The organism is Pueribacillus theae (assembly GCF_003097615.1).
Taxonomy (GTDB): Bacteria; Bacillota; Bacilli; order Bacillales; family UBA6769; genus Pueribacillus; species Pueribacillus theae.
The window spans coordinates 151814-168501 of record NZ_QCZG01000002.1 but is presented as its reverse complement, the minus strand read 5'-3'; the positions used below and the strand labels follow the sequence as shown (position 1 = coordinate 168501).

Annotated in this window: 17 protein-coding genes and 1 pseudogene; 13 read left to right on the top strand and 5 right to left on the bottom strand. The window is 39.4% G+C overall.

The window, feature by feature from the left end:
• The first annotated feature begins 555 nt into the window (after positions 1-555).
• From DCC39_RS02270 to DCC39_RS19035, 3 genes and pseudogenes are all read left to right on the top strand, one after another.
• Positions 556-1273, top strand: a pseudogene (locus DCC39_RS02270) (metallophosphoesterase family protein).
• A gap of 27 nt (positions 1274-1300) precedes the next feature.
• Positions 1301-2137, top strand: coding sequence for a metallophosphoesterase (locus DCC39_RS02265; RefSeq protein WP_338066528.1), 837 nt, complete (start codon positions 1301-1303; stop codon positions 2135-2137).
• A gap of 206 nt (positions 2138-2343) precedes the next feature.
• Positions 2344-2505, top strand: a complete 162-nt coding sequence (locus tag DCC39_RS19035; protein ID WP_165820759.1) for a hypothetical protein — start codon at positions 2344-2346, stop codon at positions 2503-2505.
• A 42-nt stretch (positions 2506-2547) separates the two neighbouring features.
• Here the strand turns inward: DCC39_RS19035 and DCC39_RS02260 are convergent, their stop codons facing one another.
• Positions 2548-3246, bottom strand: coding sequence for a helix-turn-helix domain-containing protein (locus DCC39_RS02260; RefSeq protein ID WP_116553248.1), 699 nt, complete (start codon positions 3244-3246; stop codon positions 2548-2550).
• 206 nt (positions 3247-3452) lie between these two features.
• Entirely contained in the window at positions 3453-4067 is a 615-nt protein-coding gene (gene lexA, locus DCC39_RS02255) for a transcriptional repressor LexA (protein ID WP_116553247.1), read from the bottom strand.
• A gap of 159 nt (positions 4068-4226) precedes the next feature.
• On the opposite strand from lexA, the gene DCC39_RS02250 reads away from it, so the two are divergent.
• The 5 genes from DCC39_RS02250 (at position 4227) to DCC39_RS02230 (ending at position 8456) form a co-directional block, all read left to right on the top strand.
• Positions 4227-4454 carry a DUF896 domain-containing protein gene (locus DCC39_RS02250; protein ID WP_407071825.1) on the top strand — a complete coding sequence of 76 codons (228 nt, stop codon included), beginning with the start codon at positions 4227-4229 and terminating at the stop codon, positions 4452-4454.
• A 92-nt stretch (positions 4455-4546) separates the two neighbouring features.
• Positions 4547-6565: a transketolase gene (tkt, locus tag DCC39_RS02245; protein WP_116553246.1), complete on the top strand. Its 2019-nt coding sequence runs from the start codon at positions 4547-4549 to the stop codon at positions 6563-6565.
• A 144-nt stretch (positions 6566-6709) separates the two neighbouring features.
• Positions 6710-7150 carry a sporulation inhibitor of replication protein SirA gene (sirA, locus tag DCC39_RS02240; RefSeq protein ID WP_116553245.1) on the top strand — a complete coding sequence of 147 codons (441 nt, stop codon included), beginning with the start codon at positions 6710-6712 and terminating at the stop codon, positions 7148-7150.
• Positions 7151-7305: 155 nt separating this feature from the next.
• Complete coding sequence (locus DCC39_RS02235) at positions 7306-7527, top strand: YneF family protein (RefSeq protein WP_116553244.1); 222 nt, start codon at positions 7306-7308, stop codon at positions 7525-7527.
• Positions 7528-7691: 164 nt separating this feature from the next.
• Complete coding sequence (locus DCC39_RS02230) at positions 7692-8456, top strand: M15 family metallopeptidase (RefSeq protein ID WP_116553243.1); 765 nt, start codon at positions 7692-7694, stop codon at positions 8454-8456.
• Positions 8457-8491: 35 nt separating this feature from the next.
• Here DCC39_RS02230 and DCC39_RS02225 read toward each other — a convergent pair whose 3' ends face one another.
• The 3 genes from DCC39_RS02225 to DCC39_RS02215 all read right to left on the bottom strand — a co-directional run bounded on the left by DCC39_RS02225 (position 8492) and on the right by DCC39_RS02215 (position 10832).
• On the bottom strand, positions 8492-8917 hold the full coding sequence (locus tag DCC39_RS02225) for a DUF2621 domain-containing protein (RefSeq protein WP_116553242.1): 426 nt from the start codon (positions 8915-8917) through the stop codon (positions 8492-8494).
• A gap of 87 nt (positions 8918-9004) precedes the next feature.
• Complete coding sequence (locus tag DCC39_RS02220; RefSeq protein ID WP_407071824.1) at positions 9005-9652, bottom strand: class D sortase; 648 nt, start codon at positions 9650-9652, stop codon at positions 9005-9007.
• 1 nt (position 9653) lies between these two features.
• Entirely contained in the window at positions 9654-10832 is a 1179-nt protein-coding gene (locus tag DCC39_RS02215) for a processed acidic surface protein (RefSeq protein WP_165820758.1), read from the bottom strand.
• A 261-nt stretch (positions 10833-11093) separates the two neighbouring features.
• Between DCC39_RS02215 and acnA the strand changes: the two genes are divergently transcribed.
• The 5 genes from acnA (at position 11094) to DCC39_RS02190 (ending at position 16664) form a co-directional block, all read left to right on the top strand.
• A complete protein-coding gene (acnA, locus tag DCC39_RS02210; protein ID WP_116553240.1) occupies positions 11094-13808 on the top strand; it encodes an aconitate hydratase AcnA in 2715 nt (904 codons plus the stop codon).
• A gap of 502 nt (positions 13809-14310) precedes the next feature.
• On the top strand, positions 14311-14730 hold the full coding sequence (locus tag DCC39_RS02205) for an acyl-CoA thioesterase (protein ID WP_116553239.1): 420 nt from the start codon (positions 14311-14313) through the stop codon (positions 14728-14730).
• Between the two features lie 9 nt (positions 14731-14739).
• Positions 14740-15045, top strand: a complete 306-nt coding sequence (locus DCC39_RS02200) for a hypothetical protein (RefSeq protein ID WP_116553275.1) — start codon at positions 14740-14742, stop codon at positions 15043-15045.
• A gap of 20 nt (positions 15046-15065) precedes the next feature.
• On the top strand, positions 15066-15986 hold the full coding sequence (locus tag DCC39_RS02195; protein ID WP_116553238.1) for an SGNH/GDSL hydrolase family protein: 921 nt from the start codon (positions 15066-15068) through the stop codon (positions 15984-15986).
• 27 nt (positions 15987-16013) lie between these two features.
• Complete coding sequence (locus DCC39_RS02190) at positions 16014-16664, top strand: hypothetical protein (protein WP_116553237.1); 651 nt, start codon at positions 16014-16016, stop codon at positions 16662-16664.
• The last annotated feature ends 24 nt before the right edge of the window (positions 16665-16688 follow it).

Below are 16688 nucleotides of genomic sequence, written 5' to 3'. Positions count from 1 at the left end.
CCCAAAAAAGATATGAGCAACTGTCACCAGCATGGTCCTCTGGAACATATTCGGAAATATTTTCAGAGAAAGATATTTTCCAAACTTTTCCTGGCATAGCTAGTCTATATGATTATAACGCATAAAATAAAATTGCATAGCCCTTTTGGATGGGATTTTCTGAAAAATTTTTTGGGAAAATCGAAAAAGATATGTTCAAATTTTGGATATAGGGTCCGGCTTATGTATTTAGTCAGCGATGGAAACCGATTCTATGATCCCAATCGGGCGTCCCACCATACTATTTACGAAATCATGATGTCCGAACTGATTGAAATGAAAATTCAGTGCATGTCGCAAGCAGAAGAAATCCGCAGGGCCGTTTCAAAACAGGACAGCACGAAAGCAAAAGTTCTCCTCCATTTGCAAAGTGGGCAGACGTTGCAGCCGGAAATTACCCGGATGATCGATTACGATTGCCTGCTGCAAAAAAAGTGGCTTCAGTTCATTGAACAGTTGCCGAATGTGGAGGCATTAATGATAGAATGGAAGAAAATCAGAAATGGGGTTACCATTATGAGAATTGCATTTATTTCGGATATTCATGGCAATGCTGTCGCTTTAGATGCCGTATTACAAGATCTAGCAGAAAGAAACGTTGATAAAGTTTGTGTTCTTGGCGATCTTTGTTTTCGCGGTCCTGAACCGAAGCGTACACTTAATCTGATTCAATCCCTGAACTGTGATGTCATAAAAGGGAATGCGGATGAATGGGTTGTCCGTGGCATAAGGAAAGGAGAAGTACCAGATCAGGCATTGGAAATGATGGCGAAAGAACGCGAGTGGACGTTATCACAATTAGGCGAAGGGAGCCTCGAATATTTAAGAAATCTTCCAACAGAAATTATCATTCGATGCAGAAAATATAAAAATCCATGCTTTTCATGCAACACCTACTAGCTTGTTTGATGTCGTTCAACCAAACGAAAGTGATGATGAATTAAGCGAGAAATTGATGGCCAACGAAGCGGACATTTACATATATGCTCATATCCATAAACCATTTATCAGGTACATAGACGGCAAATGCCTGATAAATATAGGAAGTGTCGGCTTACCTTTTGACGGCATGAATAAGTCGTCCTATGCCATCATAGATGTTAATAAGAATGGTTTTCAAACTTCAATGATTCGCGTTGGTTTTGATGTAGAAAAAGTGATTAACCAATTAAAAGAAATGAATTACCCGAACATTGAATTGATAGCAAGTTTTTTGCAGAGGGCGAAAATGTAATGAAATGTGAAAGGACCATTTTAACGTATGCGCAGAATGTTTACTTCTCTAGGGTTGATACTTTTTTTCGCTCTATTTTTATATGCAAACAACAACATCATCACTATAAATAAAGAAGAAATTCATTTAAAAGATTTGCCGGAAGATTTTGATGGAATGCGGATCGTGCACTTATCCGACTTGCATGATGCAGCTTTCGGCGAGAGGCAAAATCGATTATTAAAAAAAGTGAGGAATGCTGAACCGGATTTCATTTTTTTTACTGGTGATCTTGTAGATAGAAATCGTTATCGCCTCGAAAACAGTCTGCACCTTATCGATGGATTACTGGAAATTGCACCAGTTTATTATGTGACAGGCAACCATGAAATCTCTGCAAATAAAGTAGAGGACATAACAGAAATACTTGAAGAGCGGGGAGTCATCGTTCTAAGAAATCACGTTCAACTTATTAAAAAGGGAAACAGCACCATTGCGATAGGTGGAATAGATGATCCGCTGATGAGAATAAGTGAATTGGAAGATGAAAAAACGATCACATCGACAAATATTGAAAAGGCGTTTACAGGGATTCCCGAGGGCACATTCGCTCTTCTACTGTCGCATCGCCCTGAGCAAATGGAAGCTTATGTTGAAAAAGAAATGAATGTTGTTTTCAGCGGGCACGCCCACGGAGGACAGGTAAGAATCCCTCTTGTTGGAGGCCTAGTCGCTCCAGGGCAAGGTTTATTTCCTAAATACACGTCAGGTATTTATTCAGCAGGGGAAACGCATATGGTCGTTAACCGCGGGTTGGGAAACAGCCTCTTTCCGTTTAGGATATTTAATTTTCCAGAGGTGATTGTCGTAACTTTAAAAAATTGATGCCGAACTAGCAAAAAAAGTGCTGTTTTTTTTAGCTATATGAAGGAAACTAAAGAATGGTGAGAAGCAGTCTTTTGAGTTTGAATATCTGAACGACTGTGGATTAAAATTCTTTTATTCCATGTCTATCGCTTTTTTCTTTAACAAATGATTAATTTGCAAGCGTGTTGGCCAAATTAAAAGCAACGGCATAGGAGGTGATCATTTTGAAAAAGGATGTTAATCATCTATCAACTATACAAAATGAGGAAAAAAGAGAAACAAATGATGATAACAAAGGAAAGGAAGAGAAAAATCCCCTTAACAAAGTTGATGGCATACATTCAGAAAAACTTCGTTACAAAAACGCGGATGAAATATATGATTAAAGCTATATTTGTGGATTAAAATTCTTAGGTTCATCTCATATATTATAATTTTTCGGGTTTAAAATGTCCGAAATAAACGCCACAAATTTCCGCCTTATTAAAAGGAACATTGATCGTCCTGTAATTTGGATTTTCTGAAACAAGACTAAACATCGGAAAGTTAGAAGACCAGGTTATCCGTTTTATCATCCCTTCCTCATTGCCTGTTATGCTAACAGCAGCAATTTGCCCGTTATATTCAGGGTGATCTAATGAACGCATATAAATGATATCGCCATCGTCTATACCCGCCCTCGCCATTGAATCCCCTTTCATTTTAAGTGCATAATCAGGCTGTGTCCCGTCGGAAAAAGGGTAATAAATATATTTTTCGATATTGGCTGCATTTAACAGCTCAATATGAGGTTTAACCTCATAAAGAAGAGGGATAGGGGAGGGGGAAGATTGATTATTTTGTTTTTCTAAACTTGAACGGGTTGACTCGTTCGTTTCTCTAAGCGCCTCTAAATCGATAAGCCCGGCTTTATCCAAAAGATCATAAATATTAAGCTCATAGGCATCCGCAATTTTTTTTAAGGAATTTATTGAAGGGATGACTTTTTTTCCTGTTTTTCGATTAATGCCTAGCTCTAAATCTCTAATATAAGAATGGCCAAGCCCACTTTTGCTCGCAGCTTCTCTTAAGGACAAATTCTTTTCTTTCCTTACTGCTTCTAAAAACGTTCCTAGCACATTTTCCATCCTAGAATCACCTGCCAATCAATTAAATCAATTGTACACTATACAACACATTATATAAACAAAAACATTGAACGTAAAACAACACAAGGTAAGACAGAAATACAACACACGAAACGTTTGTGTATTGTATAAAATACATCCGATGAATATAAAAAGACCATCCAAATGTTGAACAGTCTTTTTATACATTGCTAAATTTTTGTGTGTTAAGCGAGAGAACGAAATACACCAATTACTTTGCCTAAAATCGTACAATTTTTTAATATAATTGGCTTCATGGCAGAGTTTTCCGGCTGGAGGCGGATAAAATTCTTTTCTTTGAAAAAACGCTTCACAGTAGCTTCATTTTCCTCTGTCATGGCAACAACAATATCACCGTTATCTGCTGTAGCCTGCTGTTTAACGATAACGTAATCCTTATCATAAATGCCCGCTTCGATCATGCTTTCCCCATCTACCACAAGTATAAACATCGGATCATGGCTGGAGAAATGCTTAGGCAAAGGAAAGAAATCCTCTACATTTTCGACAGCTGTAATTGGTTGGCCGGCTGTTACTTTTCCGATGATTGGAACATTAATGCTTTCAACCTTTGGCAATTTGTCTCTTCTGTCAATAATTTCAATTGCTCTAGGCTTTGTAGGATCGCGTCTAATTAAGCCTTTCTTCTCAAGCCTTGCCAAATGGCCGTGGACTGTTGAACTTGAGGCAAGCCCTACCGCTTCTCCAATTTCCCTAACTGATGGGGGATATCCTTTTGTATTTACTTCTTCTTTTATAAAATCTAAAATCGCTTGCTGCCTTGTAGATAATTTTAACATCATTGCACCTCGCTCATTATACTGTTATTTAAAATTATATCAGATAATGCCCTTCGCTACAAACATAAGTTCGAGTTGTATTCGTTATTAAGGAAAATCTTTTTTCCATATGTTAAAATAAAGCGGAGTTTTCCAAGATGTGAGGAGTTGAAAATAGAATTGAAATCGGAATTAAATCGCATAAATGAACTGGCAAAGAAAGCGAAAACAGAAGGTTTAACAGATAAAGAAAAAATTGAACAAAAGGAGCTTCGTGGACAGTACCTAAAGAGGTTTCGCAGCGCTTTTGAAAAACATCTTCACGGATTAACGGTTGTTGACGAGTTGGGAAACGACGTAACACCGGAAAAACTTAAAAAAAGCAAAAAACGTAGACATAAGCATTAATTGTTAAAAAGTTAGCTTGTATAAAGCGGATTTAATTACTATTATAAAGAGAGACTTCAAACAATGCGGGATAGAAGGAGTAGATAGATGAAATGGAAAATCAATTGGATGCGGCAGCAATAAATACAATCCGGACACTTTCTATCGATGCGATCGAACGTGCCAATTCCGGTCATCCGGGTTTGCCGATGGGGGCAGCGCCGATGGCCTATGCACTTTGGTCTAAAATAATGAATCACAATCCAGCAAATCCGGAATGGTTTAACAGAGATCGTTTTGTATTGTCTGCCGGACACGGCTCGATGCTTTTATACAGCCTGCTTCATTTGTTCGGATATGAAGTAACAATGGACGATTTAAAAAACTTCCGCCAGTGGGGAAGTAAAACACCGGGCCATCCGGAATACCGTTATACACCGGGAGTTGAAGCGACAACAGGGCCTCTAGGGCAAGGAATCGCGATGGCTGTCGGGATGGCCATGGCAGAGCGCCACTTAGCGGCTACTTATAACCGAGAAGGCTATCCGATCATTGATCATTATACATACAGCATTTGCGGCGATGGGGATTTAATGGAAGGTGTTTCAGCAGAAGCGGCTTCTTTGGCCGGCCATCTTAAGCTTGGCCGATTAATTGTCATGTATGATTCGAATGACATTTCTCTTGATGGTGACTTGCATTTGTCATTTTCAGAAAATGTCGGTGCAAGGTTTGAAGCGTATGGATGGCAAGTCATCCATGTGGAAGACGGCAATGACATCGCTGCTGTGGAAAAAGCTTTGCAAGATGCGAAAGCAGAAGTAAATAAGCCTACCTTAATTGAAGTAAAAACAACGATTGGTTTTGGATCACCAAATAAAGCTGGTAAATCAGCCTCTCACGGAGCCCCTTTAGGTAAAGAAGAAACACGATTAACAAAGCAAGCGTACAAATGGGAATTTGAAGCGGATTTCCATGTTCCTGAAGAAGTAAGGGAGCACTTTAACCGGTTGAAAAATAAAGGAATCGAGAAAGAAAAAGAATGGATTTCTTTATTTGAACAGTATAAACAAGTTTTTCCGGAATTGGCAAAGCAATTAGAGTTCGCTTTAAACGAAACACTTCCTGAAGACTTTGAGAAACACATGCCGGTATTTAATGAAAATGAAGACACGCTCGCTTCACGCGATGCTTCAGGCAAGTTTATAAACGCTGCTGCTTCACTATTGCCTAATTTCATCGGAGGTTCCGCGGATTTGGCAAGCTCAAATAAAACATTGATAAAAGATGAAAGCAATTTTTCAGCGGAAAACTATAAAGGCAGAAATATTTGGTTTGGAGTACGGGAATTTGCCATGGGTGCAGCAATCAATGGAATGGCCTTGCATGGCGGCCTACAAGTTTTTGGTGCAACATTTTTCGTTTTCTCCGACTATTTAAGGCCGTCGATTCGTCTGGCGGCTCTTATGAAGCTCCCGGTTACGTATGTATTTACACATGACAGCATTGCGGTAGGCGAAGACGGGCCAACCCACGAGCCAATTGAACATTTGGCATCATTGCGTGCGATGCCGGGCTTATCCGTTATCCGTCCTGCAGACGGAAATGAAACAGTCGCGGCTTGGCGGTTGGCTTTGGAAAGCATGAATGAACCGACAGCGCTCGTTTTAACCCGTCAAGGTTTGCCAACGTTAGCCGGCACAGACAAATTAGCATATGAAGGGGTGAAAAAAGGCGCGTATACGATTTCTAAAAGCAGCAATTCACAAATCGATGCGTTGCTCATCGCGACTGGCTCCGAAGTAAACCTTGCCGTTTCAGCAAAAGAACAACTTGAAGCTGAAGGCATTCATGTCAATGTCGTCAGCATGCCTTCGTGGGATCGATTCGAAAAGCAATCAGAAGAATATAAACAAAACGTATTGCCATCAACAATAAAAACCCGTCTGGCAATTGAAATGGGATCCTCGTTAGGCTGGAGCAAATATGTAGGCGATTCGGGAGATGTGCTGGCCATTGATCGTTTCGGAGCATCAGCACCCGGGGATACCATCATCGAAAAATATGGTTTTACCGTTGAAAATGTTGTTCGAAAAGTAAAGGATCTGTTGAATAAAGCGAGACATCAATGAGTGGAAAATGGTCAAAAACCGTCTTATTTTTTTCGATAAGGCGGTTTTTTCGACGAAACTAGTGTTATCTTGCGTCATGAAGCGACAAGGATTTTTCATAAAATTGTTTATAATGGAAATATTATTGAACAAGGAGGATCCTTCATGAGGCGTTACGTTATTTATTTATTGGATAAAGAAGTAGCACATAATTACTGTGGCAAAGAAGAAAAATTATACCAGCTATTTCTCGAAGCACAAAATAAAATTTCTCCATACAATTCAATAGTAAAGAAACAAATAAAATATATTACGAACGAAATTCCTGTTCCTTATTTGCATCACGTGATATTGACTGAATTAAATGATCAACTACATAGCTATGAAAAAGAAAAATCATATGAAATTTTTATTGAAGAAAACAATAGCAGAGCGGTTCTTATCACAGAAAAAAATTATTTATCGCTTTATGCATATGGTTCGTGTGAGGCCGAGTCCGTCTTTTTTGAGGCCCTTCGAAAATTTGAACCAAGTTTCCTAGCTATCGATTTTAAACATTCAAATTACGGTTGGCTAAACCCAATCAAACGAGAAAACCTCGTTTAAGCTAAAAAAATAATTTGGCTGGCCGCCTCTTATCTCCCACATCTTGTAGATTCCGTTCTCATCCTATTGTATAATCGGATAAGATTGTAGTAAAATCAACAGGAAGATAGTTCGGAAATCCCGATGGACAAGGATTAGAGAGAGACAAGGAGGGAATCGCAATGTGGGTCTATATTTTAGTTGGTGCACTTTGCTTACTGGCAGGTGTTGCTTTAGGCTTTTTTATTGCACGTAGATACATGATGAATTATATGAAAAAGAATCCACCGATTAATGAAAATATGCTACGGGTAATGATGATGCAAATGGGTCAAAAGCCGTCACAAAAGAAGATTAATCAAATGATGAAAGCAATGCAAAATCAAATGAATAAATAACGAAACAGTTTAGCACTCAAAAACGAGTGCTTTATTTTATCCCGCATTAACTGGCAGTACGCAACTTTATTGAATAAGGGGTTTTTTGATTGAAAAAGTGGTGTGTGTTATCTGCAATATTTTTCCTTTTCTTATTTGCCACTGGCTGTGGAGGAAGTCCCGTAATGAAAGAGCAAAACGATCCTGAAGGGAAAAATGCAGGAGAAGCAAACGATGAAAAAATGACACATGAACAGAAACAGAACACAGGTTCTGTTGAAAAAGAGGCTGTCGATGTATTGGCTGATAAACGATTGGATAAGACAGTGACTGCAGATGGATCAGGAAAAAATATCGTATCAAATCCAGATGATCTTTTAGTTGTGACAAATAAAGAGCGGAACTTGCCGGCAGATTACATTCCTGAAGATTTAGTCTACCCAAATATTCCGTTCCCATTTGAAGGCAAAGAAGAAAAAATGATGTTGAGAAAAGAAGCTGCGGCAGCGTTGGAGGATTTGTTCAAAAAAGCGAAAGAAGATAAAATAAATCTTTATGCACAATCCGGTTACCGTTCGTATGAACGGCAAGAAGCAATCTTTGCATCCAATTCGGAGAGGGTTGGTGAAGAAAAAGCAAACAGGGTAAGTGCGCGAGCTGGACAAAGTGAACACCAAACGGGTCTGACAATGGATGTGACAAGTCCGGCAGTAGACTACAAGTTAGTCGAAGATTTTGAGAACACCGTTGAAGGGAAATGGGTGAAAGACCATGCGCACGAATTTGGCTTTATCATTCGGTATCCGAAAGGGAAGGAATCAATCACAGGGTATAACTATGAACCTTGGCATTTACGTTATGTTGGAAAAGAACATGCAAAAATGATTCAGCAAAAGGGGATAACGCTTGAAGAGTATCTTCAGCCCAAACATAAGGCAGTAAATAAATAAGCAATTATAAAAGCCCGCATTGATTTGCGGGCTTTTTATGATAGCAGCTCTTGGTAAGGTTTAATGTCGATTTGTTTTTCATTTAATTTTTTGATTAGAAATTTATGATCTCGTTTCGGTGTTGCAATAATATAGCCGCGTATAATTAAATCTTCATCAAGGGTCCGGGCTTTTTCTTTCAGTGCAAGCTCGCCGATTTTACCGGCAATTTTTTGCTTTGCGATGTCTCTGAACAATTCAGGAACGGGTTCAACCAATTCGTTTAGAAGGACTTTTTTATCTTCTGTCCAAAGATGGAGTGTTTTTTCTATATAATAATCTTGCCAATCAAGGATGGATTTGCCATCTTCTTTCGGCAATCTTTTTAAAAATTTGCGAAACATAAAGAATCCGCCAATGAAGATAATTGTAATAAGAAAGACCGACCATAATAGAATAAAGCCCATAAACCATCCTGGCATGAGGAAATCACCTCTAAAAGCATTTTACATCATTGTCTAATATTATACGCGATTCCTTTATTTTCAACAAGCTTTCCTATTGGAACGTTAAGAGAGTTTGCTTTCAATTAAATCGGCAATAAGAATATAACGTTCAGGGGCGCTGCCGATAAAATCGAAAGGGTAGCACGTTGTGACCGTTAAGGTCGCCCGAGGCTTCGGAACGATGATTGTACGATCATCAGCATCTACAATTTTTACTTTGCGAATCTTGTACGTAAATTCTCCGGCTGATGTGGAGACAACAAGCAAATCGCCTTTGCCGACATCGCCAAGCTTTCGGAACACGGTATCGCGGTGGCCTGAAAGGACTGAATTATCTTTTTCGCCGGGGAGTACACTGCCGGCGAAATGCCCCACGCCTTTTTCCAGCTCATCTTCATCTGTACCATGATAGATCGGTAGAACGGCATCAAGCTTAGGAATTTTTAAATCCCCAATTACATCTCCTTTTTCTGGACGTTCGGAATAGGTTACAGTCTTGGCTGTTTCTTCTTTCTCGTTCTTCTTTTCTGGTTGTGTTTCTTGAACGGGCTCTGTGCTCGTTTTCCCGGTTGTATAGATGAAATAGCCAGCCATAAATTTAAAAGCATTTGTCCCACTGAACCAAAGTCCAAACAAAATCATCCCTATGGATAGTGAAAGAAGAACCAGCCGTTTGGTTCTTCTTTTTTTCTTTTTATGTGCGCTTCTCATTCTACATGGCTCCGCCGCTTTTCATTTTACGGAACAGAACAAGCCCTGATAATAGAATCGCAAGTCCAGCGAATGTGTTTGGGAGATAATCGGAAGCCGTTTTCGGCAGCTTTGCTCCGTTGACCGTTTTTACTTTTTGTGATGGCTTTTTCACTGCTTTTGGTGCTTCTTTTGCTGTTTTTTTCGTTTTCACGATACTGGAACCTGCTTGTTCCAACAGGTCGGAGCCAAACATTTCTTTCGTAATCACCATGTCTGCCAAGAACTTGCCACTTTTTGAGAAAAATTTAATTAACAAATTCGCCCCATCCGTAGATTCCAATTTCATGAGCTGATTGAGAGAAATAGGCATCTCTTTGCCATTTTTAACTAAATAAAATTCCGTTTTTAATTCAAAGAGGTCAAGCATCTCGTTCCAAATGCTCAGAAGTTCTGCGATTTCTTTCGCCGACAATTCCTCTGCGCTTTCAAAATCGGCGAATCCCATCATCCGTTCTCCGATTGATTCCATGCGATTGAAGAACTCCTCGTTCTCTGATTCGATGTTCTTTTCGAAGATCGCCATGAAATGGTTTTTCAAGTTTTTGATCTCGTCTTTTGTCAAGCCGAACGGTTTCAGCATTTCGCTAATTTCATCTTCCATTTGATATTCAAAGATTGCCAGATCTAAATCTTCGAGTGACTCATAGTTATTAATCGAGTCACCGTTTTTGTTTAAATAGTTTTCCAGCTCATTCCTTGATTTGAATCCGTATTCGCTTAGCACGTCCTTTAACGTTTCATCATTAATTGGAGTTAACTCTTCGTCATATAGTAAATCAGAGACATCATAATCAAGATCATCATAAAAAACATAATCATCTACAGATGCACCGATTTCTGCAAGAAGGTCATCTAATTCCTCCCTGCTTAACCCGTACTCATCAAGTAAAGACTGAAGGTTTTCATCGTTTAGAACTTCTCCTAAGTATTCTTTTAAATCGTCCACATCGTCAAAGTCTTCTAAACTATAGTCGTGAACATCTTTAAGATATTCAACAAACTCGCTTTCAGGCATGCCGATTTCCTTTAAGTAGGCTTGCAATTCTTTATCTTTTACTTCTACTTTTGCAAAAGCCTGAAAAGGAAAGAGACAGCATACGAATGATAGAGCTAAAACGAATGCCAATGGTTTTTTCACAAATTTTCCCCCTGTTAATTCATAATACAAACACTTCAAATTATAACCGAATTTCTCTTAATTAAATAGAAGTAGTTTCATAGAAAATATTTTCAGGTGGAAAACACGGATAATCCATAAGTATTAGTAATTATTTTTAATAAATAACTTTAAATTTACTTATTAAGTATGATCAAGTATGATAAGTGTTGGAAATAAATATGGATACCTTTCGACAATTATTACATTTTGTTTTATGATTAGTTACGAGGAGGGGACTTTATGTCGAAACAAGATGTTTTTAACGCAAAAAAATCGTTCGAATCTAATGGAAAGACGTATCACTATTATGACTTAAACGTCCTAGAAGAAAATGGAGTAGGCAAAGTTTCAAAGCTGCCATATTCTATTAAAGTTCTTCTAGAATCGGTCTTGCGTCAATATGATGGAAGAGTGATCGCAAAAGAACATGTCGAGAATTTGGCAAAATGGGGCACAGAAGATGTCAAAGAGATTGATGTTCCATTTAAGCCTTCAAGAGTTATTTTGCAAGACTTTACAGGTGTTCCGGCTGTCGTTGATTTGGCATCACTTCGCGGCGCGATGGCTGATATGGGCGGAGATCCTGAGCAAATTAACCCGGAAATCCCTGTTGACCTTGTTATTGACCACTCGGTACAAGTTGACAAATATGCTTCACCAGATGCACTAAAATTTAATATGGAAAAAGAGTTTGAGCGGAACCAAGAACGCTATAAATTCCTTAAATGGGCACAAAACGCTTTTGATAACTACCGTGCAGTGCCTCCAGCAACAGGAATCGTTCACCAAGTAAACTTGGAATACTTAGCTTCCGTCGTCCAAACGAAAGAAAATAAAAACGGAGAAGTGGAAGCTTTCCCTGATTCACTTGTTGGAACTGACTCCCATACAACGATGATTAACGGACTCGGCGTACTTGGCTGGGGTGTTGGAGGAATTGAAGCGGAAGCGGGAATGCTTGGACAGCCTTCCTATTTCCCAGTTCCAGAAGTCATTGGCGTGAAGTTGACAGGACAATTGCCAAGCGGTGCAACAGCGACAGACTTAGCTTTAAAAGTAACGCAAGTCCTTCGTGAGAAAAATGTTGTCGGTAAGTTTGTCGAATTCTACGGCCCAGCTCTTTCTTCAATGCCGCTTGCAGACCGTGCGACAGTTTCAAACATGGCGCCTGAATACGGAGCAACATGCGGATTTTTCCCAGTTGATAAGGAAACGCTTGACTACATGCGCTTAACCGGACGCAGTGAAGAACAAATTAAATTAGTTGAAGACTACTGCAAAGCAAACGGTCTTTTCTATACTGTTGGAACAGAGGATCCAACATTTACAGAAATCGTGGAAATTGATCTGTCCAAGTTGGAGCCAAGCCTTTCAGGCCCTAAACGTCCACAAGACTTGATTCCATTATCAAAAATGAAGCAGGCCTTTAATGATGCTCTAGTCGCTCCACAAGGAAACCACGGATTCGGCCTTGGCGATAAAGAAATCGAACGTGAAACGACTGTAAAATTTGATGATGGCAGTGAAACAGTGATGAAGACTGGCGCAGTTGCGATTGCGGCGATTACAAGCTGTACGAACACTTCAAACCCATCTGTTATGATTGGCGCCGGTTTGCTTGCGAAAAAAGCTGTTGAAAAAGGCTTGACAGTACCAGCTTATGTAAAAACAAGCTTGGCGCCTGGTTCAAAGGTTGTTACAAATTACTTGAATGATTCAGGTCTTTCTCAATATCTTGATCAACTCGGATTTAACCTTGTTGGTTATGGATGTACAACATGTATCGGGAACTCAGGTCCGTTATTGCCTGAAATCGAAAAAGCCATTTTTGATTCAGACTTGACAGTGGCGTCTGTTCTTTCAGGAAACCGTAACTTTGAAGGAAGAATCCATCCATTAATCAAAGCGAACTACCTTGCTTCGCCTCCATTGGTTGTTGCTTATGCATTGGCTGGTTCAGTTAACTTTGATTTGCAAAACGATTCATTCGGCAAAGACAAGGACGGCAATGATATTTACTTAAAAGACATTTGGCCAACTCCAGAAGAAGTGAAAGAAGTAATGGCTCAAACCGTTACGCCGGAAATCTTTAGAAAAGAGTATGCCCGTGTGTTTGACAGCAATGAAGAGTGGAATAAGCTCGACACAACTTCTGAGGAGCTTTACAATTGGGATGAAGATTCAACATATATTCAGAACCCTCCATTTTTCGTTGATTTGTCACCAAATCCTGAGAAAATTCAGCCTCTTAGCGGCATGAGAGTCATCGGCAAGTTTGGGGATTCCGTAACAACTGACCATATTTCTCCGGCTGGGGCGATTGCGAAAGATATGCCTGCAGGCAAATATCTCATTGAAAAAGGCGTTCGCCCAATCGACTTTAACTCTTACGGTTCCCGCCGCGGCAACCATGAGGTCATGATGCGCGGTACATTTGCGAATATCCGCATCCGTAACCAAGTTGCGCCAGGAACGGAAGGCGGCTGGACAACTTACTGGCCAACCGGCGAAGTGATGCCAATTTATGATGCCGCGATGAAATATAAAGAAGACAATACGGGCCTTGTTGTTTTAGCGGGGCAAGATTACGGAATGGGAAGCTCACGCGACTGGGCAGCGAAGGGTACAAACTTGCTTGGCATTAAAACAGTTATCGCGCAAAGTTTCGAGCGGATTCACCGCAGCAACCTCGTGTTGATGGGCGTTCTTCCGTTGCAGTTCAAAAAAGGCGAAAATGCTGATACACTTGGTTTGACTGGCAAAGAAACGATTGAAGTTCAAATTGACGAAAATGTAAAGCCGCGTCAAATCGTAAAAGTTACAGCAACTGCTGAAGATGGCACGAAGAAGGAATTTGAAGTCATGGCACGTTTTGACAGTGAAGTTGAAATTGACTACTATCGCCATGGCGGCATCCTTCAAATGGTTCTTCGTGATAAAATTTCAAAAAAATAAAGATTGATATAGTGAACGTTTTTTAGGCTGTCGAAGAGACTTTCGGCAGCCTTTTCTAATATGAAAAAATTCACGTTCAAACCTGGTCTCAACCTCTGACTTCTATACATATAGTGTGTTACACTAGACTATGTAAAATTAAAGTGTTATAAGAGGCTGTTCAAAAAGTCCGGAGGCTCACAGGATGTGAGTCAGTTCGACGTTATCAAAGACGTGATGCTTTTAGTCGAACATCTTAAGCTGTCGAATTTCTTCGTCAGCTTCGTTCTTGCGGTACTCACGTATCCTTCAAACTGTTCGAAGGTTCTTCTGCTAAAAACGTGCACGTCCTGTGCACAACGCAGAAGCCGCACCTCCTGTGCAAGTCTCAGAACTTCGCTTCCTCGAAGGAGCCAGGCGACATTTCAACGTTGGCCACAGGACGTGGCCTGCCTTTAGTTGAAATTGGGCTCTTTTTGTCCTCCTTTTTGAACATGCACAATAGGGAAAGAAGTGTGAATGAATGTATTCAGTGGAAAAAGATATTCAAGTCCGTTACGCGGAAACGGATCAAATGGGCGTTGTTTACCATGCGAACTACCTTATTTGGTTTGAACTCGGAAGAACACAATTGATTGAAAGCATTGGCTTTACCTATGCTTCTATGGAGGAAGAAGGGTTCCTTTCCCCAGTAATCGATATTCAAGCCACATATAAAAAACCGGTAAGATATGGCGAAAAGCCGAGAGTTAGGACATGGCTTGAAAAATATGACGGTTTGCGTGTTACTTATTTTTATGAAATTTTAAATGAACACGATGAATTATGCGTGTCAGGATATAGCGTGCATATCGCTGTATTAAAAGACAGCTTTCGGCCAGTGTCAATAAAAAAACATTTGCCTAAGTGGCATCGGGAATATGAGAAAATTAAAAGAAATTGAGTGAAGAACATGGCATTTGGGATTACTAAAAAAGAATTGATGCTTTGGAAGAAAAAAGTGTCCAAAGGAGAAATGGCTTTTTTAACCCACTTTTGGTTTGATGAGAGGTTTCCACAGGCAAATACAGTAACAAAAGCAGGGTGTGTTGACATCGAACGTCTCATTGCATGGGGCAAAAAATATGATTTGAAAGAGCAGTGGATCGATCGGCGCAGCCGTTATCCGCATTTTGATCTGTTGGGAGAAAGACAGATTTTAATCTTAACTGAAGAAGGCCAGTGGGATCAAATCAGCCGTTTTCATCTAAAAGGTTAAAGTTCAAGGGAAGATCTACTATGCTTAAAAAAGTTTTCATCTTGATGGTTTCGATAATTATCGTGATTTTTGCATTGAACTTTTTTAATAAACCTGCAGTGCAAGTGAATACGCCAAAAATTGCACACAAGTCACAATCGACAGAAGTACAAACTGAAAAGAAAGCAGAAGAACATGTAGAAGAAGAGTCCTCTAAAATACATGAACCAACGAATAAAGAGGAATCATCCATTCAAACCAAATTTCAAAAAGAAAAGTGGCTCAAAGAGGAAGAGAATGAAGCAGCAGATATTCATATCGTTGGGATCGGAGACTCGTTAACCCAAGGTGTGGGCGATATGAATAAAGAAGGGTATATAGGAATTATTAAAGAAAAAATTGCGAATGAATCCAACGTAACAGTTGCTCTTCACAACTACGCAAAAAGAGGGCAGCGCAGCGATCAGCTATTAAAAAGGCTGAATAAAAATGAATTTAATGAGGATCTGCGCAATGCTGATTTTATTTTTTTAACAATTGGCGGCAACGATATTATGCGTGTTTTTAAAAATAATTTTTTCAATTTAAATGTTGCGTTATTTGAAAAAGAAAGTATCGATTTTCAAAACAACTTGGGAGAAATCTTAACACGTATGAGAAGTGAAAACCCAACAGCACCAATCTATATGATTGGCATATTTAACCCGTATCTCAATTATTTTTCAGATATTGTTGAAATCGATGAAGTTGTCCGAATTTGGAATGAAAGCATTAAAAAGGTAACAGTCAGTTTTCCAGAAGTACATTTCGTTCCAATTGATTCAATCTTTGAAGAGGGTGAAGAGCCGCTTTTGCACGATGATTTTTTCCACCCAAACAGGCACGGATATGAGCTTATCGCTGATAAATTAATCGCCCAAATGAAAGTTGAAGGAGACTTTGTCTCCAAAAAAGTTGAATGATTACGCACATGTTCAGGAGGGAAAAATATGGAGAAGAAGGAATTTGTTGAGATTATTGAAGAATTAAGCAAAAATTATACAGTTAAATCTTTTCTTCCTGAAAAAGCTGATTTCATCTTTATGCTTGAATCCCCCCATATTCAAGAATTGAAACACAACATTCCAGTTGCCGGTTCATCCGGCGCTACAATGTCAAAAAATTTATTTGGAGAACAATATAATAAACCGCTCGGATTGCTAGTTAAAAAGAATATGGAAATTGGATTTGAAAGAAAAACATTAAATAAAATAGGCCTTTTTAATGTTTCGGAAATTCCTCTACAGAGAAAAGCGTATAAAGATAAAGCGTTAGAGGAGCGTTACCACGATTTTTTTGACAACTTGGAGAAGGTTCGAAGCACAAATCACAAAATAAACTATGAATCATCTGAATTAAACGAACTTCAGCAAGTACTGCTCGATCGTTTCAAAGGAAGGCTGGCAATGCTTTTGGATCGCAAATGTACGATCGTCCCATGCGGCAGGTTTGCGCAAAAATTTTTTCGTTTAGCAAACCTTCACGGAGTCGAATGGACAGTCATTCATGACGTTCCTCATCCGTCTTATAATTCTTGGAGCCAAGAAAAATATCGTGCTAAAATTCAAGAATTGAAAGACGCGTTTTATTCAGAAATCTAAATCCAATAAGTCCATTGATAAGTA